The sequence below is a fragment of the Corynebacterium sp. CNJ-954 genome, assembly GCF_001942345.1.
In the GTDB taxonomy this organism is placed as follows: Bacteria; Actinomycetota; Actinomycetes; order Mycobacteriales; family Mycobacteriaceae; genus Corynebacterium.
On record NZ_MKKI01000046.1, the window covers coordinates 45,366 to 69,916 of the forward strand.

Below are 24,551 nucleotides of genomic sequence, written 5' to 3' on the forward strand. Positions count from 1 at the left end.
CGATTGAACGGATCAGAACCAGGTCCGGGGCCGGATCCGGTTGGCCATGTCCACCAGCCGGAAGCGGTGGCGGGCGAAAGGGGACTGTCGGGCAATGTCGCGGAGGCCCTGTTCAATTCCGGCGCGCAGTCCCCGTTCGGTGAACTCCACGTCGAACAACGGCGCCTTTGCCACGCGGACGGGTCCGTCGGTTTTCTCCTGCTCCGCGCGCAACCATTCCAGGGCGGCGGCCAGGACAGCCAGTCTGACCTGGGGGATCCTCGGCTCGTTGGTGGGCAGTATTTCGAGGCGTCGTGCAGCGCGCCGCAGGCGTGCCTCGTTGAGTGACGACTGGTCGGTGATGAGCATCAGGACAGTCGTCAGCCGGGCGGTCCGGTGGTGCCGGGACGACTGGGGGAGCCGGTCGAGCGCGGCGACGGCGGCATCCACCAGACCTTCGGCGTGCAGTTGGCGGGCCAGTCCGAAGGCCGCGGACACTGTGGAGGCATTCGTGGCCCACACGAGTCCGTAGAGACGGATCGTGTGGAAACGCAGCGCGACGGGGTCCTGGGACAGGTGTGTCCATCCGGGGACCTCGCTGTAGTCGGGGGACTGCTGTGCACCCTGGGTGTACGTCAATGCCAGCGCCGCCTTCTGCACGTTGGAGTCCAGCAGTCGGGTGGTGTTCATCCCCTGGTGCTGCAGCATCAGTTCATCGGTCGCCGCCAGGGCGAGTTTTGGCGCCGGCTCACCGGGCAGGGTGTTGAGCACTTCATTGAAACATGCCTGCGCGGCGACATAGTCACTGGTCAGAAGGTTGGAAACGCCTGACAGCCACTGGTGGCGCCAATCCCGCTGCAGCCGGTCGTCCATCTCCCGCAGGGTCAGGACGGCTTCGGTGGTCATGCCGAGGTCGAGCTGTGCCCGGACGATGGTCAGCGGGATCTCGGTGGACGACGACATGTCCGGCTGTTTCAGCGCTGCCTTCAGGGTGTCGAGGACTTCACTGGGTTCGGTGAGACTGGCAGCGGAGAGCAGCGACGCGCCAGGATCGTTCGGATCCGTCAGGGGGGTCGGCAGCGCGGCGACCACCTCGGGGGCGGTGGTCTCCACAGACCGCTCGATACCGTCGATGAGCTGGTCCGTGCGGAAGAGCAGGTGCTTGGTCCCGAACGTGGACCGCTGGGCGGTGAAACGGGTGTCGAGGTGCGGGTACTGGCGGCCGTCGCGGATGGCCAGGACCTCACGGAGGACACCGATGATCTGGTTGGCCATCGCGCCGGCAGAACTGAAACGGCGCTCGGGATTCTCGTCGGTGGCGCGCAGCAGCAGCCGGTAGAGCGACAGGTACTTGCGGAACAGTGGCTCGTCGTTCGGCGTCGGTAGCCCGTGGTCGTAGACCCCGTCGGTGACGGGCAGTTTCACGATGAGACTGGCCAGCGTCCGTCCGACGGTGTAGATGTCGCTGGCGATCGTCGGCCCGGTGCGCGCGATCTCGGGTGCCTGGAAACCGCGGGTGCCGAAGATGTGGCCGAAGGCGCCGATGCCGGAGACCGCACCCAGGTCGATCAGCTTGACCTGGTCCTCGGTGATGATGATGTTGTCCGGCTTGAGGTCGTTGTAGACCACACCGCGGGAGTGCAGGTAGTCCAGTGCCGGCAGGACCTCGAGGATGTAGCCGATGGCGATATCGATCGGCAGTGTGTTGCCCGGTTGCCGACGACGGCGATGCCGCAGGGACGGGCCACCGACGTACTCCATGATGATGAATCCGCCCGGACTGCGCGGGTCATCGATGAAGTTGAAGATCTTCACGATCCCGGGGTGGGTGATGTCGGCGAGGAAGGCGCGCTCGGACTCCGCGACCGCCCGTTCATGGGCGGTGGTGGTGGCCATCATGCCCTTGAGGACGACCCACCGGTCGGACACGTTGTGGTCGACGGCGAGGTAGATCCAGCCCAAACCGCCGTGGGCGATCGGCCCCAGCACCTCGTACTGGGCGGCAACCATGTCACCCGGTTGCAGGACGGGCCGCTCCGTGCCCTCGGAGACGGCCTTCTCGACGGCATCGTCGCTGATGACCGCGTCCTGGGGATTCGTGGGAGGGATGAACGGAAGACGGACCATGCCGCCGGCGACTTCCGCACCGGCCCGGGATGTGCCCCGTCGGCGACGGAAGGTCGACAGAGCTTCACGACGACTGCGTTCACCGGAGTCGACGGTGGGCTGGCGTTCGGTGTCGCCTGCCTTCGGCATGCCGTCGGGGTCGGTGGCCGGACCGGTGACTGCGGTGTCGTCGTGGGTTTCCTCGCCGTCACTGTCGTCGGCGAACGGGTCGAAGGGTGTGGCCTGTGTCGACTGGCCTCCGGTGTCCTCGTCGTCGCCGTCAGAGCCGTCAGAGCCGTCGGAGCCGTCGGAGGCGCTGTCACCCTCATCGCCGTATGCGTCGCTGTCGGCGTCATCGTCGGCGAAGGGGTCGAAGAAAGTCGCTTCGGTCGCCTGACCGGTGTCGTTCGTGCCGTCCTGGCGGTCAGTGGTCTCGGAGCCGGGCTCGTCGGGGTTCGTCACTGGTCGTCCTCCCTCTCAGCGTTCCCGTTGTCCCGCGCGCGTTCACGTAGGGCGGTGAGCTCACGGTTGTCGTCAGCGGAACGGTATTCGGCGGGGGGTTGGCTGGCGGCACCGAGGTAGCCTTCCAGCCAGGTGTCGTAGATGTCGTCCCAGGTCCCGTCGGTGCGTATGCGGTCCATGGTCGAGTTGACCTGGCGTACGAGCCCGGCCGTGTCGCGGTCTTCAGGGAGCGCGGCGGCTACACCGTAGTCGGTCCCGTCGGTGCTGTCGCCGATGATCTCCGTGTAGGGGTCCTGTGCCTGGAGTCCCGAGAGGATCGCGGAGTCCGAGTAGATGGCGTCAGCCTGGCGGCGTTGAATCGCCATCAGGCAGTCCGACCAGGTCTGCGTGGCGAGAATGTCCTGGTGGGGTACCTCGTCGCGGAGTGCCTGGAGATTGGTGGAGTCGTGCGTGACACAGACCGTCTTGTCGCCGAGATCCTCCTCACCCGTGATGCCGGAGTCCCGCATGGCCAGGACGCGCGGGTAGGTCGTGAGATAGGGGACCGAGAACTCGACCTGTTCCTGTCGTGGCCTGGTGATGGTGAACGTGCGGATGACCAGATCGACCGTACCCACCGAAAGGACGTCCTCGAGATTGTTGCCTTCAACGTAGCGGTACTCGATACGGTTGGGGTCGCCGAAGATGTCACGGGCGATCTCCCGTGCCAGGTCGATCTCGAATCCGGCGAGTTCGCCGGTGACCGGGTCCCGGAAACCCAGCTGGTTGAGGGACTGTGCAACCCCCACCACCAGTCGGCCTCGCTCGACGATGGCCGGGACACGTCGCGCCGGGGGGACCTCCTCGCCGGTACGCGGGTCAGTGTCCGGGCGGAGCGAGCCGTAGGCGTCACGGGCACCGGCCGTGGTGTCGCTCGTGGTCTGGGATGTGAGGTCGTCGACATTGTCGGACAGTTTCGACCCGTTGGGCAGCGCGAGGCTGGGGTTCGGCGCGTCCGGCCACTGCTGCAGGCTCTGTTCGTTGGAGACGCAGGACGCCAGGGCCATGGCGCTGGCCGTCGCCACGACGGCGGCGGCGACAGGGGTGAGGATGCGGGCGCGGGTATTCACAGGTACTCCTGGAGCCGTGGGCGGGTTCCGTAGATGATGCACAGGGCCGAGATGACACCGAGCAGAATCACCAGAGCCGAGACCTGCTGCGCCGACACCCGGGAGTCGGCGAGGTAGGTCCGGAGTTGTTCCCGGGTGTCGTCGATCAGGGAGCGCAGGTTCTCGTCGAGTCGCTGGTAGGGGTGCAGGTCTGAGTCCCCGATCGTGGCGCCGATCGCCGCGGAGTAGTCACCCTGCTGAACGTAGGCGAGCATCTCGGCGTGGGCGTTGTCCCAGGCACGCAGGTTCTCCCGGGCGTCGTCCAGAACGCCGCGGTCGCCCACGGTGGAGCGGAGCGTCTCGAGCTCACTGTCGATGTTGGTCACCTGGTCAGAGAAGTCATTCTGCGTGTCGTCGGAGTACTCGCGTTCCACGAGGCTGAGCGCCTCGGTGGTGCGGGTCTGTTGCACGTTGATGCGCAGCGAAGTCAGGGTTTCCAGCGGCTGGGCGGTCCCGTCGAGTCCGCGGGTGCCGTCGGTCCAGGTGGACAGCGCCGATCCGCTGGCCCACAGCAGGGCCACGGTCATCAGGACCGTGGCGGTGGCGTAACCGCCGTTGATGCGGCGGTTGGTGTGGGCGGCCAACCAGAACTGCGCGACGACCAGCAGCACGACCGCGGCCACCAGTCCGGACAGGGCGAACCAGCCGGGTTTCGTCAACGCGAGCTGCTGTTCACCGACCTCGGAACTGGTGTTGGAGTACAGCTCGCCGGCCGCGGGGAGGATCTCGTCCTGCATCATCGTGCTGGCCTGCGTCACGTACGCCGCGCCGACGGGATGTCCCTGCCGGTTGTTCACCCCGGCCTCGGTGATCAGGCTGGTGTACATGGGCAGCTTCTCCTGGATCTCCAGGATGAGGGCCATTTCGCGGGTGGACGGGTCGTCGATGCCGTTGGCGGCCCGGATGATCGCGCGGGACGCGATGTCGACGGCCTCCCGGTAGGACGAGTCCGTGTCGGCGCCACCGGCGGCGTCCTCGACGAATCCGGTGGTGGCCACGGAGTCCGCCACGGACAGGGAGTTGTACAGTTCCTGTGCGGCGAAGGAGACCGGTTCGGTCCGGTTGACCAGGGTGTTGAGGTCGCCCTGTTGTTTGGAGGACTGTGCCGCCATCGCACCACCGGCGGCGAGGATGGCCAGGACCAGGATCACCGACACCACCGTGAGCAGACCCGGTGTGGTGGAGACGAACCGGCGGAACCGGCGGGGGACCTCGAGCGCCGGGGTGAAGACACTCAGCCGACGTGACCCGGGGCCGTCAGCGGGAGCATCGTCCATCCACCGGTCGGTGTCCTGGCGACGCCCCCCGGGACCGACAGCGGATCCCGTGGCGGCCGGGGAGTCCGTGTCGGGGGTCGTGAATGTGCCGGTCGAGGCCGGATCGGCGGCCCCGTCACTTGAATCTCGTGTCGGCACGGGCATGTAGGACATCCTACATTCGTCGAGGCAAGAAGTGGCAGTGCCCTGGCTGCAGGGCATATGGCACGATAGGGGAATGATTGAAGTCGAATCCCTGACCAAGCGGTACGGTTCCGCGACCGTCGTGGACGACCTGAACTTTTCTGTTCAGCCCGGAATCGTCACAGGATTCCTCGGGCCGAATGGTGCAGGTAAGTCCACGACCATGCGCATGATCGTCGGACTCGACCGTGCGTCGGCCGGTACCGCCACGATTGACGGTAAACGCTACGACCAGTACACGAAACCGCTGCACAAGGTGGGGACGCTGCTCGACGCGAAGTGGGTCCACCCCAACCGCACCGCGGCCAACCACCTGAAGTGGCTGGCCGCCGCCAACGGCATCTCCCGTAAACGTGTTGACGAGGTGCTTGACCTCGTCGGTCTCAGCGACGTCGCGGGTAAGAAGGCCGGAAACTTCTCGCTCGGTATGGGCCAGCGGCTCGGACTGGCGGTCGCGCTGCTGGGCGACCCCGAGGTCCTGATCCTGGATGAGCCGGTCAACGGCCTGGACCCGGAGGGAATCCGCTGGGTGCGTGACTTCGTCCGGCATCTCGCGACCGAGGGCCGCACGGTCATGATCAGCTCCCACCTGCTCAGCGAGATGGCACTCACCGCTGACCACCTGGTGGTCATCGGACGCGGGCGTCTCGTGGCGAATACCTCGACCCACGACTTCATCAAGAACGCCTCCACGGCGACGACGGTGGTGCGCACGGATCATCTCGAGGAGATGAAGAATGCGCTGACCGAGCAGTCCGTGAGTTTCAGCCAGAGTACTGACGACGACGGCCGGGACATCCTGGTCATGGAGGACACCGAACCCGACGACATCGGCGGGATCGCCTACACCTACGGGCTGCTGCTGCGCGAGCTCAGTGAGCGACGGGCCTCGTTGGAGGACGCTTTCATGCGGATGACCGGCCATGCGGTGGACTACCACGCGAACCTGGGCGGGGATCTCGGTGACATTCCGGATCTGGGCGAACTGCCGGACCAGCAGGCGCAGGCGCAGGCCGATGCCCAGCAGACCACCGAGGGGGAGAAGTAATGCTCGCACACGCTATCAACGCCGAGTGGATCAAGATCCGCACCACCAAGGCGGTCTACTGGACCTCGGCGCTCATCGTTGTGTTCTCCGTCGCTTTCGGCGCATTCATGGGATGGGCGAATGCCACCAGCTACCAGATGTTTGTCGACGACGGTGACCTGGAGACCGCCGCGATCAACGCGGGCGCGCTCGATGTTGCCGGTGCATTGACGGGGCTGCAGGTCTTCGGTGTGATGATCATCCTGATCCAGAGCGCGTTGCTGGTCACCGGTGAGTACGGCAACAACACCGCGAAGTCGAGCGTCCTGGCGGTGCCGAAACGCTGGCAGCTGCCGGTGGCTAAGTTCATCGTCTACGGCGTCATCGCCGCGGTCGTCACGTTGATCTCCGCGGTGCTCAGTGTGCTGGTGACAAAGTGGGTTGCCGGACTCCAGATCGACGATGAGGCAGTGCTCTCCAATATCTCACTGTCAGCCGACGACGCCTGGACAGTGATGCTGCGCATGGTGATCTACTCGCTCGGCGCAGTCGCTCTGGCGATCGGTATCGGATACCTGCTGCGGAAGACAGCCGGTGCCATGGCTGTCCTGTTGCTCTGGGTGCTGGTTCTCGAAGAGATCCCGGGGATGTTCCCGAGGGTCAAGGAATGGATCCCGCAGTACATGCCGTTCAAGAACATCGGGAATGCGGTCAACCTCAACGATACGGTCAACGCCCCGTGGGGTCAGACCGGTTCAGTGATCTACTTCGCTGTCATCTGCCTGGTGATCTTCATCCTCGGCACGGTCGTACTGCGTCGTCGTGATGCCTGACCGACCCTCCCGGGTCCAGGGCACGTCGACCGCGACAGTATCCCTCGCGATGCTCGCAGGCATCGCACTGCTCTCCACCGGTGGGCCGTTCGGTACAGACATGTACCTGCCGTCCCTGCCGGAGATCACCGACGATCTCGGCACCACGGCCTCGCTCACCCAGCTCACGATCACCGCCTTCATGGTCGGTATGGCCGTCGGACAGCTTGTCGTCGGCCCGCTCTCCGACCGTGCAGGACGCCACCGGCTGCTCGTCGCCGCGACCGTCGTCGGGCTGCTGGCATCCGTGATCTGCGCCCTCGCACCGTCAATCTGGCTCTTCATCGTCGTGCGCTTCTTCCAGGGCGCCGCCGGTGGTGCCGGAGTGACACTGGGACGCTCCATGATCGCCGACCGGCTCAACGGGGCAGCCGCGGCGGCAGCCCTGTCGACGATGATGATCTTCACCTCTGTCGCCCCCATCGTCGCACCCGTGGTCGGTGGCGCCGTCGCAGGACTCGCCGGATGGCGGGCGGTGTTCTGGACCCTGGCCGCCGTCGCCGTCGCCCAGGTGGTCGTCGCCCTCGCGCTCCCGGAGACCCACCCTGCAGAGAAGCGTACCGAGGGCGCGATGCTCGTGGTGTACCGACGCATGGCGGGCCTCTTCCGCGTCGGCCCCTATGTCGGACACCTCGTGGCATTCGCGATCGGATTCGGTGGATTCTTCGCCTTCGTCTCCGGCTCGTCCTTCGTGATGCAGGAACAGTTCGGCCTCACGGCGTCCCAGTTCAGCCTGGTGTTCGCCGGTAATGCGGTCGCACTCGTGCTGGCGAACATGGTGAACGCCCGCGTCGTCAAGAAAGTCGGTCCCGCGCGGATGCAGGCCATCGGCCAGGGGCTGCTCTTCGTCGGCGGGCTGGGGCTGCTGGTCATCGCCCTGACCGCGCACAGCCTGGTTCCGGTGATCCTGTTCACCTTCGTTGCGACGATCGGGACCGGACTGAACCTGGGCAACACCACGGCCTTGGCGATGGATCTCGCCCCCGGACGTGCCGGCGCGGCGTCGGCACTGCTCGGTGCCGGCCAGTTTCTCGCCGCCGGTATCGTCGCCCCGATCGTCGGCTTGGGGGAGGACGGTCTGCTGACCATGGCGACGGTGATGGCGTCATGTGCCGCCGTCGCCGTCCTCAGTGGCCTCTACGGCCGCCGTGGTGCCCGGCGCACCCGTTCCCCTGAAACACCGGGCAGTTGAGCAGAGCGGCAGATTAGTTGCGGCTCCGCTGGATGTCCTCGATGAGGCTTTCCGCGGCGATGGACAGGTTCCGCAACGCGGGTACGCCGCGGCGGAGCTTCGCCAGGTCGCGCCCGTCCATACGACGCGCCGCGCGGGCGATCAGCATCGCCCACTCGTCGGTGATCGAGTTCAGCATCTCGATTCCTTCGTCGGACAGGTACAGGTCCTGTGCGCGGCGGTCCTGGTCGTTGGCCTGTCGCAGCACCAGCCCGGAGTTGATCAGACGACGCACCGTGGCGGAGACGTTCGATGCACGCAGGAACCGCAGGCGGGCGATGTCCGACACGCCGCACCCCGGGTGCTGGGCGATGAAGTGCAGGACCTCGATCTCGGACTGGGAGATCGCCAGTTTGTGGTTCGGGCGGTCCATCAGACGACGCAGGGCGGAGAGGAAGTCGTAGACGGCGGTCGCGATCTCCGCGACATCGATTTCCGGCAGGATCTCCGGTGCACGGTGTCCGCGGATCTGGTCCTGGACTGTGTCGGAGCCCAGGTCATTGATGAAATCGGTGAAATCGTCGGCAGACTCTGTGGAGTCCGTGGTGTCCCGGATGTCTTTGGCCATGGTGGGCTCCTTGTCTGCTACTGACTAGCTTCTGACTGGTGTATCGGTCCCGTCAGCTATCACGGTAGCCGACCCGTGGTAGTTTCTGCGACCTATTGTTTATGTCATTGTAAGCCATTTACTGCAGTGCCGATGTAAGCCGGGCAACATTCTCGACATAACGTCGCATCAACGGCCGGTTCCCCCACTCCTCCTCGGTCAGTTCGGTGCAGGTCGCCCGGTACGTGTCGGTCAGTTCAGTCATCGAATCCAGGAGATCGCCGTGCCCGGAGAGCATGGTCACCTCGTAGTTCAGACCGAAAGACCGCATGTCCATGTTGGATGACCCGATGATCGCGACCTCGTCGTCGGCGATGACCAGTTTGGTGTGCAGGACGGCGGGGTAGGGGTACCGGTGGATCCTCACGCCGGCAGCAAGCATTTCCGCGTAGTAGGAGGACTGGGCGAAGTCGACGATGGTGTGGTCGGCTTTCTCCGAGACGAAGAGTTCGACCTCGACCCCACGGTAGGCAGCCGTGGTGACGGCGTCCAGGAGTGACTCGTCCGGCACGAAGTAGGGGCTGACCAGCACCAGGTGCTCTTTGGCGTGGTGGGCCACCGAGGTGAACAGGCGCAGGTTCGGCTCGGTGGTGAAGCCGGGGCCCGACGGGACCACCTGCAGGATCTCGTTCCCGGAGTCCGGGACCTGCGGGGCGGTGTCGGCATTGAGCCAGTGCGTCGCCTGCGACGGGGAGAGAAGGTCGAGCTCCTCCTTCGACTCGGTGAACCAGTCGACGGCGAAGACGGTGTCCAGACTCATCACGATCGGTCCGGTGACCTCGACCATGACGTCGATCCAGTGCCGCCCCTTCTTCTGGTTCTTGGAGAGCAGGTAGCTGGGGTCGATCATGTTCTGGCTGCCCATGAACGCGGTGTGACCGTCGACGACCACGATCTTTCGGTGGTTGCGCAGGTCCGGTCGTCGGAAGCGCCACTGCCACGGCTTCAGTGGCAGCATGACCATCCAGTCGACCCCGATCGCCGTCAACCTCTTTCCGAGTTTGAGGTAGCCGGGGTACTTCCAGCTGCCGACGTGGTCGAACATCAGGCGTACCGTGACCCCGCGCTTCACCGCGCGCTCCAGGGCGTCGAAGAAGACCCCGGTGGTGTCGTCCCAAGCGGTGATGTAGATCTGGACGTTGACGTAGTTCTCGGCGTGGTCGACCGCCTCCGCCATCGCCTGGATCGACTGCTCGTAGTCGGAGTGCAGCGCCACCAGGCGACCGGTCGCGGCAGGCATCGACGTCAGATGCCGGTTGAGGTGCATCATGCTGATGATCTCGTCGGTGACGTCGAATCCGACCGGGACGTCCGGTTCGTCCTCGCTGACGGTGCGGATGAGCTCATTGGCCTGGTTCTGGATGTTGTGGCGGCGCCGGTTGATGTACGGCGACCCCATGAACAGGAAGAGGATCACCCCTGCGAAGGGGATGAGGAAGATCGCCAGCAGCCAGGCCATGGCGCTGGTGGGCTTGCGCTGGGAGGGCACGTAACCCAGGGCGATGATCTTCAGCGTGTAGTCCAGCAGTACGAGCACCCACTGCCACCACTCGAGCCCGTCGCCGATGACGTTGCCGAACAGGGGGAAACCGAAGTTGTCGGGGGTGATGAACGACCAGAAATCCGATGCGGCCACCATGGCGGTCACAGTGCGTAATCCACGATGACAGGGGCGTGGTCGGACGCCCCCTTACCGGAGCGTTCCTCCCGGTCCACGACCGGGGAGGAGGGGGTGAGCCCCCGCGAGTACTGCAGGTCGATCCGGATTCCCTGGTTCTTCTGGAACCGCATCGCCTGGTAGTCCCAGTAGGTGTAGGTGCCCTCGAGCGGGGCGGTCGCCTCGGTCATGCCGCCCCGTTGCACGAGATCTTCCAGAGCCGCACGTTCCCGAGGGGTGACGTGCGTCTTACCCTCGAACCAGGAGCGGTCCCACAGGTCCTTGTCCGTGGGGATGATGTTGAAGTCACCGACGACAACGACCGGGTCGCCCACGTCCTTCCCCTTCTCCAGGTAGGACGCCATGCTGTCGAGAAAGTCGATCTTGTAGGTGAAGTGGCGGTCGGAGATCTCCCGCCCGTTGGGGACGTAGAGGCTCCACACCTCGACCCCGCCGCAGCGGGCACCGACTGCCCGGGGCTCCAGCGAGGGTTCCGCGGCCGGATCCTTGTCGAAGCGGGGCTGACCGAAATCCGAGCGCACGTCCTCGACACCCACCCGGGACAGGATCGCCACACCGTTCCAGGAGTTCTCGCCGACGTGGGCGTGCCGGTACCCGGTGTCGGAGAAATCCGGGAACTGGTCATCGGTGCATTTGGTCTCCTGAAGGCACAGGACGTCGACGTCCGAGCGTTCCAGGAAGTCCCGGACACGTTGTTCCCGGTTACGCACGGAGTTGATGTTCCAGCTGGCGATCCTCATGCCCTACACCATATCCACTCCGCGGCGATCGCACCTCAGCGAGATCACCGGTGAGACCACCGTCTCAGGCACCTGTCCCGGCGCCGTCGGTCAGCGTCAGGCAACGGTGTCGGTGATGCTCTGTGAAACCGAGGGAACGGTAAAGGCCGAGACCGGCCTCGTTCGTGGTGATGACCTGCAGGTAGCTGCGCGTCGCGCCATGCTGGCGTCCCCAGTGGAGCATCGCGGTGCCCATCAGTCGTCCGAGGCCCCGACGGCGCCATGCCGGTGCCACCTCGACGGCCGAGTACCCGAGGAACTGTTCCCGCCCGCCGGTGGTGACGGTGCCGCGCGTGACCGCGACGAGGACACCGTCGACGGTGAGGCGCGCGAAGCCGAGCGTGCCGTCGATCCGACCGGCGAGGAGCCGGAGCGCGTGTTCGGGCAGGGGTTCTCCGCGGAAATGGTAGAGACTCAGCCACTCGTCGTCGGGTTCATCCGAGACGGAGAACTCGACGTCCGGAGGCCCGTCGGGGACCGGTGGAAGTTCGCCCTCGAGCGTACGGGCCATCACGATGATCTCCGGGCCCGCCTGTGTCCCGGGCAGCCCGAGAAGATGCTCGGCAGGACGTGCCACCCGGTCGGGGAGCAGGATCCGGGTGGGGAGCTCATGCTGCCGGTAGAACGCGTGGATGGCCTCCAGCGGTACCGGGGTGGTGCCGGTCTCCGGGCCCAGCGGGACGGCGGAGTTCGACCGTTCGGTGATCCCGTCCCCCGCGCGCATCAGCCAGCCGGCGACCGTGTCGTTGGTGATGCCGGGGAACGCGGCGGCGGTGGCCTGTTCCACCGCGCGAATGTCGGAGGTGCGCACCGGACGGTCGGCGAGGGTCTTGAGGACGACGACGTCGTCGGCCGGAACCGTGTGCACGACCCCGTCAGTCGTGCGGATCTGCAGCGGTTCCACCGAGTCGATGACACCGATGAGGTCGGTGACTAGGGGACGTCCCGTCGACGGGTTCATCGCCGGGCGGGCGGAACTCTCGCCGTTGTCTTTCGTGACGAGACGGCGGACCGTCGCGCGCACTCCCGTCCGGACGCCGCGGGGGTCGGTGTGGCGGGACACCGGGAAAGGGAGGCCCGTGGTCCCCGGCGTCAGCGCGCCGGCATGCGCCGCCGACCACGACGTGTCGGGTGACGGTTCAGGTGAGACGTCACTCATCGTGGCCGAAGGGGTCAGGATCGACGCCGGGTGTCCAGGAGTTGCCTGCGACAGTCCAACCCTCACGCTTCACGGCCTTCTTCGCGGCACGTTTGTTGCGGCCGATGAGGGTGTCGATGTAGAGGTACCCGTCCAGGTGGCCGACCTCATGCTGAAGGCAGCGGGCGAAGAAACCGTAGCCTTCGACGGTGACGGGTTCGCCGTGCTCGTCGAGTCCGGAGACACGGGCCCAGTCGGCACGTCCGGTCGGGAAGTCGTAGCCGGGGACGGAGAGACAGCCTTCGACGTCATTCTCCTCGTCCGGCATGGTTTCCGGGATCTCGGAGGTCTCCAGGACAGGATTGATCAGGCATCCGCGACGCATGGGGCCGCCCTGGGCGTCGATGTCGGCGCCGGGTTTACGGGTGCCGTCCGGCCCGTCGATGTCGGGGCAGTTGTATACGAAGAGGCGCTTGGAGACGCCGACCTGGTTCGCCGCCAGGCCGACGCCGTGGGCCAGGTCGAGGGTCTCGTACATGTCGGTGATGAGCTCACCGAGCTGTCCGGTGCCGACCTCCGCCTCTGCGACGGGCTCGGTGGGGTGATGGAGGACGGGGTCGCCGCAGATGACGACGGGGAGAACTGACATGCCCTCCAGAATAACCGCCGGGTGCGGAACTAGACGTGGAGGTCGGACTTTTCCACGGACTTCGGCACCAGCCACACGGCGACGGCGGAGATGATCGCGACGGCGGCCAGGTAGAGGCCGATCGTCCAGGACTTTCCGGTGGAGTCCAACAGCAGCTGGGCGATCATCGGGGCGAAGGCGCCGCCGAGGATCGAACCGAGGGCGTAACCGATGGACGTACCGGAGTACCGGACCTCTGCGGGGAACATCTCGGCGTACAGGGCGGACTGCGGGGCGTAGGACGGGGCCAGTCCGATCGTGAGCACGACGATCACCAGGACCAGCCAGAGCAGCTCGCCCTTGTCGACGAAGAACCACATGGGCACGGCCCACACCGCGATGAGCAGGTAGCCGATGATGAACGTCTCGCGTCGTCCGATCTTGTCGGAGATACGCCCGGACCAGATGGTCAGCACCAGCCATGACACTCCGCCGATGAGGGTGGCGATGAGGGTCTGCGACTTGGCCATGCCCAGTTCGTTGGAACTGTAGGAGGAGAAGAAGGCGATGATCATGTAGCCGGCGGCATTGTTGCCGGCGAAGATCAGGCGGCGAGCAGCACGCGGCGCCAGTGGTTCTTGAACAGGCTGCCCAGCGGTGCCGAGGCCTCCTTGCGGCGTTTCTGCATCTCGAGGAACACGGGGGACTCGTCGACGGCGCGGCGGATCAGGTAGCCCACGGCGATGAGCACCACCGAGGAGATGAACGGGATGCGCCAGCCCCAGCTCTGGAAGGACTCGTCGGACATCCCGTTCGTGAGCAGGAACATGAAGGAGGACGCCAGGATCAGACCAAGCGGCACACCGATCTGCGGGTAGGAGCCGAACATGCCACGCTTGTCGCGGGGAGCGTGCTCCACGGCCATCAGGGCCGCGCCACCCCACTCGCCGCCGGCGGAGAGGCCCTGGAGGATGCGCAGCAGGATCAGCAGCAGCGGTGCCGCCACACCGATGGTCTCGTAGGTGGGCAGCAGACCGATGAGTGCGGTGGCGACCCCCATGCCGAACAACGTGACGACCAGGACCATCTTGCGTCCGTAGCGGTCACCGAGGTGGCCGGCGACCACGGCGCCGAGCGGACGGAAGAGGAAGCTGATGCCGATGGTCGCCCAGGAGATCACCTGGGCGAGGGGAGAGTCGCCCAACGGCGCGAAGAACAGGGGCGCGAAGACGAATGCGGCGGCCTGCGCGTAGATGAAGAAGTCGTACCACTCGATGGTCGTCCCGACGAGGGTGCCTGCCAGGACACGCCTCTGCTCAGGGGTCTGTTTCGGGGAGTCGGACGAGGCCGTCGAAGATGGCGGGTTCGGCGTCGATGTCGTGGACGGGGAGGTGCTCATGTGTGTCTCTCTGGGTCTCTCCGGGATGAGGGGACGATCCACCGGGGAAAGGGTGGGAAGGTGGAAAAAGTAAATCGTCCGGGCAGCAGTACTCTACGCAACGGTGGTGCCGTGATGGAGCGAAACTACCATCTTGGGTCGGCTAAACTGATTCACCGTGGATGAACTGACTGACGGGGCGGGTGCGGGCCTCTCCGAGCGCGACCGGGAGATGCTGGACTTCGAGGCCCTGTGGTGGCGCGACGAAGGAGCGAAGGGGGAGGAGATCCGACGTCGTTTCGGGGTGAGTCCGGTCCGGTACTACCAGCAACTCAATGCGTTGATCTCGCGACCGGAGGCGTTGGACGTTGCTCCGGTGGTGGTGGGGGCGTTGCTGCGGCGGCGGGAAGGCTGATTGATCGCGTTCCCCGGGGTGTCATGTGGACGTGACTGGTGTGACTGTAGTTAGTATTGGGGCGTGACTGATCAGAACGGACCCCGCCACGGAGACGACTCCGTCTACGACCCGAACCCGGACACGGCCTACGATGACGAGTACGCCATCGACCCCGCCATGGGCGCGGCCGCCGCAGGAGGAACCGCCGGAGCCGCCTCAGGGTCCGCTGCCGGGGCCGACGGGCAGGACGGCGCAAACGGCACCGGAGGTCCGCCTCTCCGGGGCCTGGCCATGGTGCTCACCGCCGTCGCGGTGGTGCTCATCGCCTGGGGTGTCTACTCCTTTGTCGGCGGCGACGGGGACGACACCGAGGACACCGCCCAGGACACCACCACCGGCCAGGGCGGTGCGGGTACCACGTCCCGGGACGGTGCTTCCCCTGCCTCACCGCAGGACGGTACCGACGCAGCCAAGGATGGCGCCGCTTCCCCGTCCGCCAGCGAGGGGGACACAGCCGCAGGTGATCCTGCCCGGGACGGGGAGGGCAGTCTCGACGACGAAGCCGGAGCAGGGGACACCGGGGGCGGCGAACCCGCGGCGCCCGGCGTCGACCGGGGGGCCACTGCGGTCACCGTCCTCAACAACAGTGGCGAGCCCGTCGCCCAGAGCACCGCAGACCGGCTGCGGGGCGAGCAGTGGACGAACATCGGCTACGGCAACCTCCGGGGCCGGATCGACGGCATCAGCGAGGAGTCGCGGGTGTACTACCCCGAGGGCAACGCGCAGTCCCAGGCAGCAGCCGAACAGGTCGCGAGCGACCTGGGGATCACCGCCGCCGCCGGCAACCCGGACTACTATGACCGCTTCGGCGAAGCGGATGTCCGCAACGGCCCCCGTGCCGACGGCGTGGTCGTCGTGCTGACCGGTCCACTGTGACACTGATGCAGTAACATCCTCCCCATGGAATTTCCGTCCTCCGCCCCGACGGTCGGTATCGAGTGGGAGGTGGCCCTTGTCGACCCGGAGACAAGGGACCTCGTTCCGCGTGCCCCCGAACTCGTCGACGCCCTCGACGAGCGTTTTCCGGGACACCGGGTCACCCGTGAGTTCCTCGCGAACACCGTCGAGATGGTCACGGGCGTCCACGAGACGATCCCGGACGCGGTGGAGGACCTGCGTGAACAGCTGACCCAGATCCTCGCCGTCGCCGATGACCTCGGCGTGAACGTCTTCTCCGCCGGGACGCATCCTTTCGCGCACTGGGGCGACCAGCTCCTCAGCGACAAGAGCAGCTACCAGGAGATCATCCAGCGGACCCAGTACTGGGGACGCCAGATGCTGATCTGGGGCATCCACGTCCACGTCGGCGTCGGCGGACGTGACCGCGTCTGGCCGATCATCAACGCCGTCATGACGCAGTACCCGCACGTCCTGGCACTGTCGGCGTCCTCCCCTGCCTGGGAAGGGCTCGACACCGGCTACGCCTCGAACAGGACACTGCTGTACCAGCAGCTGCCGACCGCCGGGATGCCCTACCAGTTCGCCGACTGGGACGAGTGGGAGGCGTTCAACAAGGACCAGGACCGTTCCGGGGTGATCAACCACACCGGGTCCATGCACTTCGACGTCCGGCCGTCGAAGTACGGCACCGTGGAGGTCCGGTTCGCCGACGCCACGATGGACATCCGCGAAGTCGCCGCCATCAGTGCCTTCATCCACTGCCTCGTCGTCCACTACGAACGCGAGTGGGAGGCGGGCCGGGAGCTGCCGACCCTGCAGCACTGGCACGTCGCCGAGAACAAGTGGCGGGCTGCGCGTTACGGCCTGGAAGCCCTGATCATCACCGACCGGGACACCACGGAACGGTGGGTCACCCAGGACATCTCCGACTGGCTGGACATCCTTGCACCGATCTCCGAGGAGTTCGGGTGTGCCGAGGCTCTGCAGGGCGTGCGCGACATCATGCAACGCGGTGGGGACTATGCACTGCAGCGGGCCGCGGCACGTGAAGCCGGGGCTGCGTTGGAGCCGGGGACCCGCACCCGGGGTGATGTCGGGGCCGAGCAGGGGTTCACCCAGCCCGAGTCGTGGATTGCGGCGGTGGATCTCACGGTGGACACCTTGAAAAGGTCCGTGTCCTAGTCGGCCAGCTGCCTTCCCGGGGCCGCTACCGGGCTGGGACGGACATCAGGGGGTGGAATATCCTCGTGCTGCCGCCCTGGAGTCTCCGTCCCAGCCGACGAGGTACAGGGAGCCGGGGTTGTCCACAGGCCCCGGGGACGGGATGGACAGAGCCGGAGCAGTTCTGGTGTACTTCGCGCAGGGGAATGCCGGAGTGGAGGGGGACATCATGGGGAAAAACACGAATGCGCGCGGCCGTGGGCCGTCATACACGTGGAGGCGGATGCCTGTGACAGCGCCAGTGGTCAGGAGGGAGCTCGCGGCAACGGGGACGGTGACCGACTGGAAACTCAGACGCGACTACACCCAGGTCGCGCTCGGCGTGGTTATCCCGACGCCGGAGGACCACGACACCGAGGCCTTCGGGGGATTCGGGGTGGACTGTGTGACAAGGGCGTGGGCGAATCATCTTCTGAGACCGGGCGCGGTGTTGGCCGGCTGGGCGGCGGCCGCTGTCTACGGACTGCGGCCCGACTGGTGCGATTCTGCTCCGGTGCTGCTGCTCTGCCAGGGGACGTCGAGCAGGTCGACCCGCTCGACGGTGGCGGCGAGGCACCCGTTGCGCCCGGTGATCAGGCCGCTGACCGTCACACCGGATATCCGGTACCCGAGTGGGCGGTTCCCGCGGCTGCGGGTCGTCGCACCAGAGGCGGCCGCGGCGCATTGCCTGTGGACGATACTCACCGGGCGCCACACCTGGTGGGTCCACGATGTTCCGGGAATGACCAGGGAGGAGGTGCGGGCCGTACAGTTCCTCGACGCGTTCTGCCAGTGCACGTGGGTGACGCGGGCACAGATCCTGGAGCAGACACGGGGAAAGGTCGACCGCGGTGTCATGGAACATCTTCTCGCGCTGGCGGACGACGGGGCGCAGTCACCGATGGAGACCGTCCTGCGGCTGATCGTCCGTGACCTGCTGCCGCAGCCGTTCCGGTGGCAGTCACAGATCAGGGTGGACCTCACACCCGGTGCTTCCTCGGAGTGGTCACCGCGCACACTGCCCGACCTGGGGCATGAAGAGCTGAAGCTCGCGATCTACTACGACGGTGCCTACCACGACGCCGCCGGGCAGACCGACGTCGATTTCGACCAGTTCCATGCGCTGCGGGACCTGGGCTGGGAGGTGCTCCGGTTCAACAAGGAGTCGATCCGGTCGCCCGGGGCCGTCCGGGAACGGGTGCTCAATGCGATTGTCCGGGCCCTGACGCGTGTGGCCTCTCCACAGTCGGGCTGACACGGACGTTCCAGGGTGGTGGCGACCGGAAATTCCACCCTGGAGTTGTCCTCCGGGCGCGGACACGTCCGGGGTTAACCGTGCAGGCGGCCCGCAGCAGAGGCAAGGGCGCTGGCGATGGAGAGATCACGGTCGGCGCCGAACCCGATGGCCCAGACCTTCTTCGTCTGGTGCTGGGCGAAGACGAAGGTGACGGTCGCCTCGAAGATGTCGTACTGGTGGAACTCGAGGATCTCGACGCGCCGTCCATGATCGGCGAGGATCTGCGTCATCGCCGATGCCGCGCCCATCGAGGTGATCGAGACCTGCGTGCCGGCGCCTCGCGGAGTCCGGAGATCGTCATGTCGAAGTCCCGCCGGCCGGCCGTGCGTCGCGTGGTGGACATCGACTCGACACGGTAGGTGGAGGGGGCGTAGGTGGTGATGAACTTCCGCCACTCCATGCCCCGTGCCTCCTGGCGCATCCCGGCGGGCAGACGGTGGCCGAAACGGGCGCGGAACGGGTCCTCGGCGAAGACCCGCGTGCGGCTGCGGCGCTTCTCGAGCCGGGACTGGTTGCCTTCCCGGTAGGTGACGGCCGTGGAGCGGCGCAGGCCGGGGCGGTCGGTGTAGACGGGGGCGAGTCGTTCGTCGCGGGCCTCGTCGGGGCGGGCGAAGCGAATCATCGTGGTGGTGGGCATCCGGTTGTCCTGTGACTCGAACATGAGTGGGTCTTCCCTTGTGCTGGTTACCGTCGGTGGGATGTGGACCGACGCAACCGCTTGCGAGTAGCGTGACTTCCCCGTGGTGGAGGGGTCAGTCCGCGCCTCCACCCGGGTGGGCTACTCGCTTAAGGGTGTTGATCATGCCGATGATGTTATCTGTATCACTGCAGACAGGCAACCTCGGGGTGAACTCTAGGTGGCCAGTGCCCCCGAGCGGGCGAGGAACAGCAGTTCAGCGGTGCCGATCGCGGCGATCTCCGTGGGGTCGACGGACTCGTCGGCGGAGTGGATCCGGCAGGACGGTTCCTCGATACCGAACAGGGCGAGCTCGGCGTCCGGGTACTTCTCGAGGAGTGCATTGCTCAGGGGGATTGACCCGCCGGAACCGATCTCGGCGGTCTCGTCCGCCCCGTAGGCGTCGGCGAGTGCCTGTGACAGCAGTTTCAGCGCGGGTCCGGAGGTCTCGGCGGAGAACGGGGATGCGAGCGACTCGCGTTCGATGCTGATCCGGGCGTTGTTCGGCACGTGGGTCTCCAGGTGCCGGACGAGGGCGTCCTGCCCGTCCTTCGGGTCCATTCCCGGCGGGATGCGGAGGCTGACCACGGCACCTGCTTCGGCGACGACCGCGTTGACGGAGTCGGCGACGGAGAGGGAGTCCAGGCCGGTGACGGTGATCGAGGGACGGGAGATGGTGAGGTCGTTGGGGCTGAGTCCCTGCGCGGATCCGAGGACGTCCACACCGTCGAGGACGCCGGCATCGGCGCGGAATGTGGCTTCGTCGGGCCCACGTCCCTCCCAGCGGGCCTCGGAGGTCAGTCCGTCGACGGCCACAAGCCCGTCATCGTCGTGCAGGGTGGACAGCAGTCGGATCAGGGACAGGAGTGCGTCCGGTGCCGCGCCACCGAACTGTCCGGAGTGCATGGGCTGCTCGAGAGTCTGCAGCCGGACGGTGACCGGCGCCGTGCCGCGCAGGGCGGTGCAGACGGCCGGGACGCCGAGGGCGTCGTTGCCGGAGTCGGCGATGAGGAAGGTGTCGGCGGCGAACAGTTCGGGGTTCGACGACAGCAGGTCCTCGAGGCCGTAGCCGCCGCGCTCCTCGGAGCCTTCGACGACGACGCGGATGCCGATGCTCGACAGGGCGGTCGCCGTCCCGTCGTCCAGGTTCCCGGAGTCGACGAGTGCGTTGAGCGCGCGCAGGACGGCGAGGTGCATCACCACGTGGCCCTTGCAGTCTGCGGCGCCGCGCCCGTACCAGCGCCCGTCGCGCTCGGTGAGCGACCACGGGGAAGACGTCCAGTTGTCGACGTCGCTGGCGGGCTGCACGTCGTAGTGGGAGTAGAGCAGCACGGTGGGCCAACCTTCGGCGGCCTCGCGGACGCCGATGACCGACACTGAGCCGTCGGTGGTCGTGTGCGGCTCCACGGGGATTCCCTCGGCGCGGAAGGCGTCGGTGACCCACTGGGCCGCGCCGGCGTTGTCCTGCTCCAGCCCCGGTGTCGAGTGCACGGAGCGGAAAGCGACGAGGTCGGTGAGCGCCTGCTGCAGCCACGGCATCTGTTCGGCGACCGCCGCGCGTGCGGATTCTGCGGTGAGAGTGTTGTTCTCGGTCATGTGCTCCAGCGTAGCCCTGTCCGGTACCTTGCACTCGGCGGGGGAGACTGCTAGAAACGGGGGTTAGCACTTGCTCTTGCGGAGTGCCAGAACGAACAACAGAAATGAAGTCTCACTCAGGTGCAGTGAGGGTGGACGTCGCGGCATGCGTCCATCCGTGCCGTCGCGGGCGCTGGATCTGATCCGAACGTGTCGCTCCTATCTCTACAACGGAGGATCAAGAGCCACATGGCAAAGATGATTGCATTCGACGAGGAAGCTCGCCGCGGTCTGGAGAAGGGTCTCAACACCCTCGCCGACGCGGTGAAGGTCACCCTCGGCCCGAAGGGCCGGAACGTTGTGCTCGAGCGCAAGTGGGGTGCCCCGATGATCACCAACGACGGCGTCACCATCGCCCGGGAGATCGACCTCGAGGACCCTTACGAGAAGATCGGTGCGGAGCTCGTCAAGGAGGTCGCCAAGAAGACCGACGACGTCGCGGGTGACGGCACCACCACCGCCACTGTCCTGGCACAGTCGCTGGTGAAGGAAGGCCTGCGCAATGTCGCGGCCGGTTCCAACCCCATGGGCATCAAGCGCGGCATCCAGGCCGGTGTCGAGAAGGTCACCGAGGCTCTGCTGGCCGGTGCCAAGGAGATCGAGACCCGTGAGCAGATCGCCGCGACCGCCGGCATCTCCGCCGCGGACGAGAAGATCGGCGAGCTGATCGCCGAGGCCATGTACGCCGTCGGCGACGGCGAGCTGAACAAGGACGGTGTCATCACCGTCGAGGAGTCCAACGCTTTCGGCGTCACCCTGGAGACGACCGAGGGTATGCGCTTCGACAAGGGCTACCTGTCGGCGTACTTCGCCACCGACGTCGAGCGCGGCGAGGCTGTCCTGGAGGATCCCTACATCCTCCTGGTCTCCTCCAAGATCTCCAACGTCAAGGACCTGCTGCCGCTGCTGGAGAAGATCATGCAGTCCGGCAAGCCGTTGCTGATCATCGCCGAGGACATCGAGGGTGAGGCCCTGTCCACCCTGGTGCTGAACAAGATCCGCGGCACCTTCAAGTCCGTCGCCGTCAAGGCTCCGGGCTTCGGTGACCGCCGTAAGGCCCAGCTGCAGGACATCGCCATCCTCACCGGTGGCCAGGTCATCGCCGAGGAGGTCGGCCTGTCCCTCGAGACCGCTGACCTGCCCCTGCTGGGTACCGCACGCAAGGTCGTCGTCACCAAGGACGACACCACCATCGTCGACGGTGCGGGTTCTTCCGAGCAGCTTTCCGGCCGGGTCCGCCAGATCCGTCAGGAGATCGACAACGCGGACTCCGACTACGACAAGGAGAAGCTGCAGGAGCGTCTGGCCAAGCTGGCCGGCGGCGTCGCAGTCCTCCAGGTCGGTGCCGCCACCGAGGTCGAGCTCAAGGAGCGCAAGCACCGCATCGAGGACGCCGTGCGCAACGCCAAGGCTGCCGCTGACGAGGGCATCGTCGCCGGTGGTGGCGCCTCGCTGTTGCAGGCCTCCCACGTGCTGGACGGCAACCTCGGACTCGAGGGCGACGAGGCCACGGGCGTGCAGATCGTCCAGGCCGCGCTGTCAGCACCGCTGAAGCAGATCGCCTTCAATGCCGGCCTCGAGCCCGGCGTCGTCGTCGACAAGGTCGCCGGCCTGGAAGCAGGCCACGGCCTGAACGCCGCCACCGGCGAGTACGTCGACCTGCTGTCCGCGGGCATCTCCGACCCGGTCAAGGTCACCCGTTCCGCACTGCAGAACGCCGCCTCCATCGCCAGCCTCTTCCTCACCACTGAGGCTGTCGTCGCCGACAAGCCGGAGCCTGAGGCTGCCGGCGCCGGTGCCGACGAGATGGCAGGCATGGGCGGTATGGGCGGATTCTGATCCGTCTCTGATCCGTCCGGTCGTCTGACCCCGGCTCCTCCCACGGTGACGTCCGTGGGGGAACCGGGGTCGACCTGTATCCACCCCCGCCCGTCTCGTCGTGGGCGGGGGTGACCCGTCCCAGGTGCCGTGTGGTGGCGTCGGAGAACCATTAACATGGGAGCATGACCAAGGACAGTAGCGATCAGGGCGCACCGGACGAGCAGGACTTCCACATCGTCGATCTGGCGGCGACTGAGGGCTACATCGTCGACGACTCGGATGAGGACGATCCGGTCCTGATCACGCCGGACGGACACCGCGTCGACACGTGGCGGGAGAACTACCCCTACGAGGAACGTCTCAGTCGCGAGGAATACGAGACGACGAAACGGTCTCTCCAGATCGAGTTGCTGAAGTGGCAGAACTGGACGAAAGACACCGGGCAGAAGCACATCATCCTCTTCGAGGGCCGCGACGCCGCCGGCAAAGGCGGGACGATCAAACGGTTCAATGAACACCTCAACCCCCGTGGTGCGAGGACCGTCGCCCTGGAGAAGCCGAGTCCGCGGGAGTCGACCTCCTGGTACTTCCAGCGCTACATCCAGAATTTCCCGTGCGCCGGCGAGATCGTCTTCTTCGACCGGTCCTGGTACAACCGCTCGGGTGTGGAGCGTGTGATGGGCTTCTGCACCGACGACCAGCACGCGGAGTTCCTGCGTGAGGTGCCGATGCTGGAGAACATGCTCATGGGCTCCGACATCAGCCTGACGAAGTTGTGGTTCTCGGTGACACAGAAGGAGCAGCGGACCCGGTTCGCCATCCGCCAGGTTGACCCGGTTCGGCAGTGGAAGCTCTCACCCATGGACCTGGCGTCCCTCGACAAATGGGACGACTACACCCGTGCCAAGGAGGAACAGTTCCGCTACACCGACACCAATGAGTCGCCGTGGATCACGATCAAGTCGAATGACAAGAAGCGTGCCAGGCTCAATGCGATGCGGTATGTGCTGAGCAAGTTCAACTACACGGGCAAGGACTACGACGTGGTCGGTCAGCCTGACCCGAAGATCGTGAAGCGCGGACGGGACCAGATCGGCGACTGATCAGCGTGGAGTGCCGCCTTATTCGGCGTCGTCTATCGGGTCGCTGCCGGGGCTCTCGTCACCATCCACCCCGTCGCCCTCTTCCTCGGCCGCGATGATCGACTTCGCCAGCTTCTTCAGGTGCTTCAGCTGCTTGGAGGTCGACTCGTCGAGTGCCTCGTCCTCCGCGCTCTGCACGATGGGGGACAGGACCAGCTGAGCTTTCCTGCCCTTCTTGGTGACGGAGATGATCTGCCGTCGCCGGTCGTTGGGGTCTTTGTCCCGCTTGGCCAGCTTGCGCTTCTCCAGGGAATCGACGAGCCGGACCATGTCAGAGCGGTCCACCCCGATGATCTCGCCGAGTTCGGCCTGGCTGGCGGCATCTCCGTCGACCAGGTAGGTCAACACCCAGTACTCCCGGAGATTGAACCCTTCCTGCATCAACGCGGTCTCCACGAAGACGCGGGTGCGACGGCGGAGCCGCTCAAGCTGGAACGACGGCGACTTTAGGAGCTCGCTGGGCAGATGCGCGGTTTCTGGCATGCCCCCACCCTATCGTCTATCGAATGGGATACACGAACTATGGGGGACCCCCGCTATCGCGGAGGCGATGTTTCTACCCCTCGGTGCCGACGATGGGCAGTCCGGCGTCGCGCCAACCGATGGTTCCGGACCCCACGTTGATGGTGTCGATGCCGTTCATCTCCAGCCACTGTGCAGCCTTGGCGGACCGGCCGCCGGAAAGGCAGATCAGGTAGACGTCGCGGTCGAGGTCGAATTCACCGTAGCGTGACTGCAGTTCGGAGAGCGGCAGGTTGGTGGCGCCCTTGGCGTGCCACTGGTTGAACTCGTCCGGCTCGCGGATGTCGATGAGCTGGGCCCCCTCCGGGACCTCGGTCGGTGTCACTGTCTCGAAATCACTCATGGTGCCGCATTTTACGCCGTTCCGGCTATGCAGGGCATCTGCCGTCGCCAGCGCGGTACTGTCGG

Annotated in this window: 22 protein-coding genes and 1 pseudogene; 9 read left to right on the forward strand and 14 right to left on the reverse strand. The window is 66.1% G+C overall.

What is annotated here, in order from left to right:
* Positions 1-12 precede the first annotated feature (12 nt).
* The 3 genes from BJF89_RS17485 to BJF89_RS17495 are packed head-to-tail and all read right to left on the reverse strand — an operon-like array spanning position 13 to position 5,116.
* A complete protein-coding gene (locus BJF89_RS17485) occupies positions 13-2,547 on the reverse strand; it encodes a serine/threonine protein kinase (protein ID WP_075816341.1) in 2,535 nt (844 codons plus the stop codon).
* Positions 2,544-3,656, reverse strand: a complete 1,113-nt coding sequence (locus BJF89_RS17490; protein ID WP_255372733.1) for a transporter substrate-binding domain-containing protein — start codon at positions 3,654-3,656, stop codon at positions 2,544-2,546. Before BJF89_RS17490 ends, BJF89_RS17485 begins: the two co-directional genes overlap by 4 nt.
* Positions 3,653-5,116 carry a hypothetical protein gene (locus BJF89_RS17495; protein WP_255372734.1) on the reverse strand — a complete coding sequence of 488 codons (1,464 nt, stop codon included), beginning with the start codon at positions 5,114-5,116 and terminating at the stop codon, positions 3,653-3,655. The genes BJF89_RS17490 and BJF89_RS17495 overlap by 4 nt, the downstream gene beginning before the upstream one ends.
* A gap of 73 nt (positions 5,117-5,189) precedes the next feature.
* On the opposite strand from BJF89_RS17495, the gene BJF89_RS17500 reads away from it, so the two are divergent.
* From BJF89_RS17500 to BJF89_RS17510, 3 genes are read left to right on the forward strand one after another with little or no spacing between them, the layout of a single operon-like run.
* Positions 5,190-6,203, forward strand: coding sequence for an ABC transporter ATP-binding protein (locus BJF89_RS17500; RefSeq protein ID WP_075816342.1), 1,014 nt, complete (start codon positions 5,190-5,192; stop codon positions 6,201-6,203).
* Entirely contained in the window at positions 6,203-7,015 is an 813-nt protein-coding gene (locus tag BJF89_RS17505) for an ABC transporter permease (protein WP_075816343.1), read from the forward strand. The genes BJF89_RS17500 and BJF89_RS17505 overlap by 1 nt, the downstream gene beginning before the upstream one ends.
* The gene (locus tag BJF89_RS17510) at positions 7,008-8,246 is read left to right on the forward strand and encodes a multidrug effflux MFS transporter (RefSeq protein WP_075816344.1); all 1,239 of its coding nucleotides are present in this window, start codon (positions 7,008-7,010) and stop codon (positions 8,244-8,246) included. Before BJF89_RS17505 ends, BJF89_RS17510 begins: the two co-directional genes overlap by 8 nt.
* Before the next feature lie 13 nt (positions 8,247-8,259).
* Here the strand turns inward: BJF89_RS17510 and BJF89_RS17515 are convergent, their stop codons facing one another.
* From BJF89_RS17515 to BJF89_RS17540, 6 genes and pseudogenes are all read right to left on the reverse strand, one after another.
* Positions 8,260-8,853, reverse strand: a complete 594-nt coding sequence (locus BJF89_RS17515) for a MarR family winged helix-turn-helix transcriptional regulator (RefSeq protein WP_139312150.1) — start codon at positions 8,851-8,853, stop codon at positions 8,260-8,262.
* Positions 8,854-8,971: 118 nt separating this feature from the next.
* Positions 8,972-10,531 (reverse strand): cardiolipin synthase, encoded by a 1,560-nt coding sequence (gene cls, locus BJF89_RS17520; protein ID WP_083651133.1) that lies wholly within the window; start codon positions 10,529-10,531, stop codon positions 8,972-8,974.
* 5 nt (positions 10,532-10,536) lie between these two features.
* The gene (locus tag BJF89_RS17525) at positions 10,537-11,310 is read right to left on the reverse strand and encodes an exodeoxyribonuclease III (RefSeq protein WP_075816345.1); all 774 of its coding nucleotides are present in this window, start codon (positions 11,308-11,310) and stop codon (positions 10,537-10,539) included.
* Between the two features lie 64 nt (positions 11,311-11,374).
* Positions 11,375-12,508, reverse strand: coding sequence for a GNAT family N-acetyltransferase (locus BJF89_RS17530; RefSeq protein WP_075816346.1), 1,134 nt, complete (start codon positions 12,506-12,508; stop codon positions 11,375-11,377).
* Positions 12,501-13,136: a peptide deformylase gene (locus BJF89_RS17535; RefSeq protein ID WP_075816347.1), complete on the reverse strand. Its 636-nt coding sequence runs from the start codon at positions 13,134-13,136 to the stop codon at positions 12,501-12,503. The genes BJF89_RS17530 and BJF89_RS17535 overlap by 8 nt, the downstream gene beginning before the upstream one ends.
* Before the next feature lie 29 nt (positions 13,137-13,165).
* Positions 13,166-14,514 (reverse strand): annotated as a pseudogene (locus BJF89_RS17540) (MFS transporter).
* A gap of 157 nt (positions 14,515-14,671) precedes the next feature.
* On the opposite strand from BJF89_RS17540, the gene BJF89_RS17545 reads away from it, so the two are divergent.
* From BJF89_RS17545 to BJF89_RS17560, 4 genes are all read left to right on the forward strand, one after another.
* Positions 14,672-14,908 (forward strand): DUF3263 domain-containing protein, encoded by a 237-nt coding sequence (locus BJF89_RS17545; protein WP_255372735.1) that lies wholly within the window; start codon positions 14,672-14,674, stop codon positions 14,906-14,908.
* A gap of 63 nt (positions 14,909-14,971) precedes the next feature.
* Complete coding sequence (locus BJF89_RS17550; protein WP_075816348.1) at positions 14,972-15,826, forward strand: LytR C-terminal domain-containing protein; 855 nt, start codon at positions 14,972-14,974, stop codon at positions 15,824-15,826.
* A 24-nt stretch (positions 15,827-15,850) separates the two neighbouring features.
* On the forward strand, positions 15,851-17,032 hold the full coding sequence (locus BJF89_RS17555) for a glutamate--cysteine ligase (protein WP_075816349.1): 1,182 nt from the start codon (positions 15,851-15,853) through the stop codon (positions 17,030-17,032).
* Positions 17,033-17,294: 262 nt separating this feature from the next.
* Complete coding sequence (locus BJF89_RS17560) at positions 17,295-18,305, forward strand: DUF559 domain-containing protein (protein ID WP_075816350.1); 1,011 nt, start codon at positions 17,295-17,297, stop codon at positions 18,303-18,305.
* A 74-nt stretch (positions 18,306-18,379) separates the two neighbouring features.
* Here the strand turns inward: BJF89_RS17560 and BJF89_RS20110 are convergent, their stop codons facing one another.
* The 3 genes from BJF89_RS20110 to BJF89_RS17570 all read right to left on the reverse strand — a co-directional run bounded on the left by BJF89_RS20110 (position 18,380) and on the right by BJF89_RS17570 (position 20,619).
* Positions 18,380-18,595 (reverse strand): hypothetical protein, encoded by a 216-nt coding sequence (locus BJF89_RS20110; RefSeq protein WP_369803769.1) that lies wholly within the window; start codon positions 18,593-18,595, stop codon positions 18,380-18,382.
* Positions 18,574-19,008, reverse strand: coding sequence for a hypothetical protein (locus tag BJF89_RS17565; protein ID WP_369803770.1), 435 nt, complete (start codon positions 19,006-19,008; stop codon positions 18,574-18,576). Before BJF89_RS17565 ends, BJF89_RS20110 begins: the two co-directional genes overlap by 22 nt.
* A gap of 192 nt (positions 19,009-19,200) precedes the next feature.
* On the reverse strand, positions 19,201-20,619 hold the full coding sequence (locus BJF89_RS17570; RefSeq protein ID WP_075816351.1) for a dipeptidase: 1,419 nt from the start codon (positions 20,617-20,619) through the stop codon (positions 19,201-19,203).
* 228 nt (positions 20,620-20,847) lie between these two features.
* Between BJF89_RS17570 and groL the strand changes: the two genes are divergently transcribed.
* Complete coding sequence (groL, locus tag BJF89_RS17575; RefSeq protein WP_075816352.1) at positions 20,848-22,497, forward strand: chaperonin GroEL; 1,650 nt, start codon at positions 20,848-20,850, stop codon at positions 22,495-22,497.
* Between the two features lie 164 nt (positions 22,498-22,661).
* Positions 22,662-23,582, forward strand: a complete 921-nt coding sequence (ppk2, locus tag BJF89_RS17580; protein ID WP_052540245.1) for a polyphosphate kinase 2 — start codon at positions 22,662-22,664, stop codon at positions 23,580-23,582.
* A gap of 18 nt (positions 23,583-23,600) precedes the next feature.
* On the opposite strand, the gene BJF89_RS17585 is transcribed toward ppk2, so the two are convergent.
* Positions 23,601-24,104, reverse strand: a complete 504-nt coding sequence (locus BJF89_RS17585; protein WP_075816353.1) for a MarR family winged helix-turn-helix transcriptional regulator — start codon at positions 24,102-24,104, stop codon at positions 23,601-23,603.
* A 73-nt stretch (positions 24,105-24,177) separates the two neighbouring features.
* Entirely contained in the window at positions 24,178-24,486 is a 309-nt protein-coding gene (locus BJF89_RS17590) for a rhodanese-like domain-containing protein (RefSeq protein ID WP_075816354.1), read from the reverse strand.
* Between the last annotated feature and the right edge of the window lie 65 nt (positions 24,487-24,551).

Bases quoted from the DNA above. Each gene is read 5' to 3' on its own strand.
- BJF89_RS17510 (WP_075816344.1), top strand. From the start codon at position 7,008: ATGCCTGACCGACCCTCCCGGGTCCAGGGCACGTCGACCGCGACAGTA.
- BJF89_RS17585 (WP_075816353.1), bottom strand. From the start codon at position 24,104: ATGCCAGAAACCGCGCATCTGCCCAGCGAGCTCCTAAAGTCGCCGTCG.
- BJF89_RS17560 (WP_075816350.1), top strand. From the start codon at position 17,295: ATGCCTGTGACAGCGCCAGTGGTCAGGAGGGAGCTCGCGGCAACGGGG.
- BJF89_RS17570 (WP_075816351.1), bottom strand. From the start codon at position 20,619: ATGACCGAGAACAACACTCTCACCGCAGAATCCGCACGCGCGGCGGTC.
- ppk2 (WP_052540245.1), top strand. From the start codon at position 22,662: ATGACCAAGGACAGTAGCGATCAGGGCGCACCGGACGAGCAGGACTTC.
- cls (WP_083651133.1), bottom strand. From the start codon at position 10,531: ATGGTGGCCGCATCGGATTTCTGGTCGTTCATCACCCCCGACAACTTC.
- BJF89_RS17500 (WP_075816342.1), top strand. From the start codon at position 5,190: ATGATTGAAGTCGAATCCCTGACCAAGCGGTACGGTTCCGCGACCGTC.
- BJF89_RS20110 (WP_369803769.1), bottom strand. From the start codon at position 18,595: ATGGGCGCGGCATCGGCGATGACGCAGATCCTCGCCGATCATGGACGG.
- BJF89_RS17535 (WP_075816347.1), bottom strand. From the start codon at position 13,136: ATGTCAGTTCTCCCCGTCGTCATCTGCGGCGACCCCGTCCTCCATCAC.
- BJF89_RS17555 (WP_075816349.1), top strand. From the start codon at position 15,851: ATGGAATTTCCGTCCTCCGCCCCGACGGTCGGTATCGAGTGGGAGGTG.
- BJF89_RS17515 (WP_139312150.1), bottom strand. From the start codon at position 8,853: ATGGCCAAAGACATCCGGGACACCACGGACTCCACAGAGTCTGCCGAC.
- BJF89_RS17525 (WP_075816345.1), bottom strand. From the start codon at position 11,310: ATGAGGATCGCCAGCTGGAACATCAACTCCGTGCGTAACCGGGAACAA.
- BJF89_RS17565 (WP_369803770.1), bottom strand. From the start codon at position 19,008: ATGTTCGAGTCACAGGACAACCGGATGCCCACCACCACGATGATTCGC.
- BJF89_RS17590 (WP_075816354.1), bottom strand. From the start codon at position 24,486: ATGAGTGATTTCGAGACAGTGACACCGACCGAGGTCCCGGAGGGGGCC.
- BJF89_RS17530 (WP_075816346.1), bottom strand. From the start codon at position 12,508: ATGAGTGACGTCTCACCTGAACCGTCACCCGACACGTCGTGGTCGGCG.
- BJF89_RS17495 (WP_255372734.1), bottom strand. From the start codon at position 5,116: ATGCCCGTGCCGACACGAGATTCAAGTGACGGGGCCGCCGATCCGGCC.
- BJF89_RS17505 (WP_075816343.1), top strand. From the start codon at position 6,203: ATGCTCGCACACGCTATCAACGCCGAGTGGATCAAGATCCGCACCACC.
- groL (WP_075816352.1), top strand. From the start codon at position 20,848: ATGGCAAAGATGATTGCATTCGACGAGGAAGCTCGCCGCGGTCTGGAG.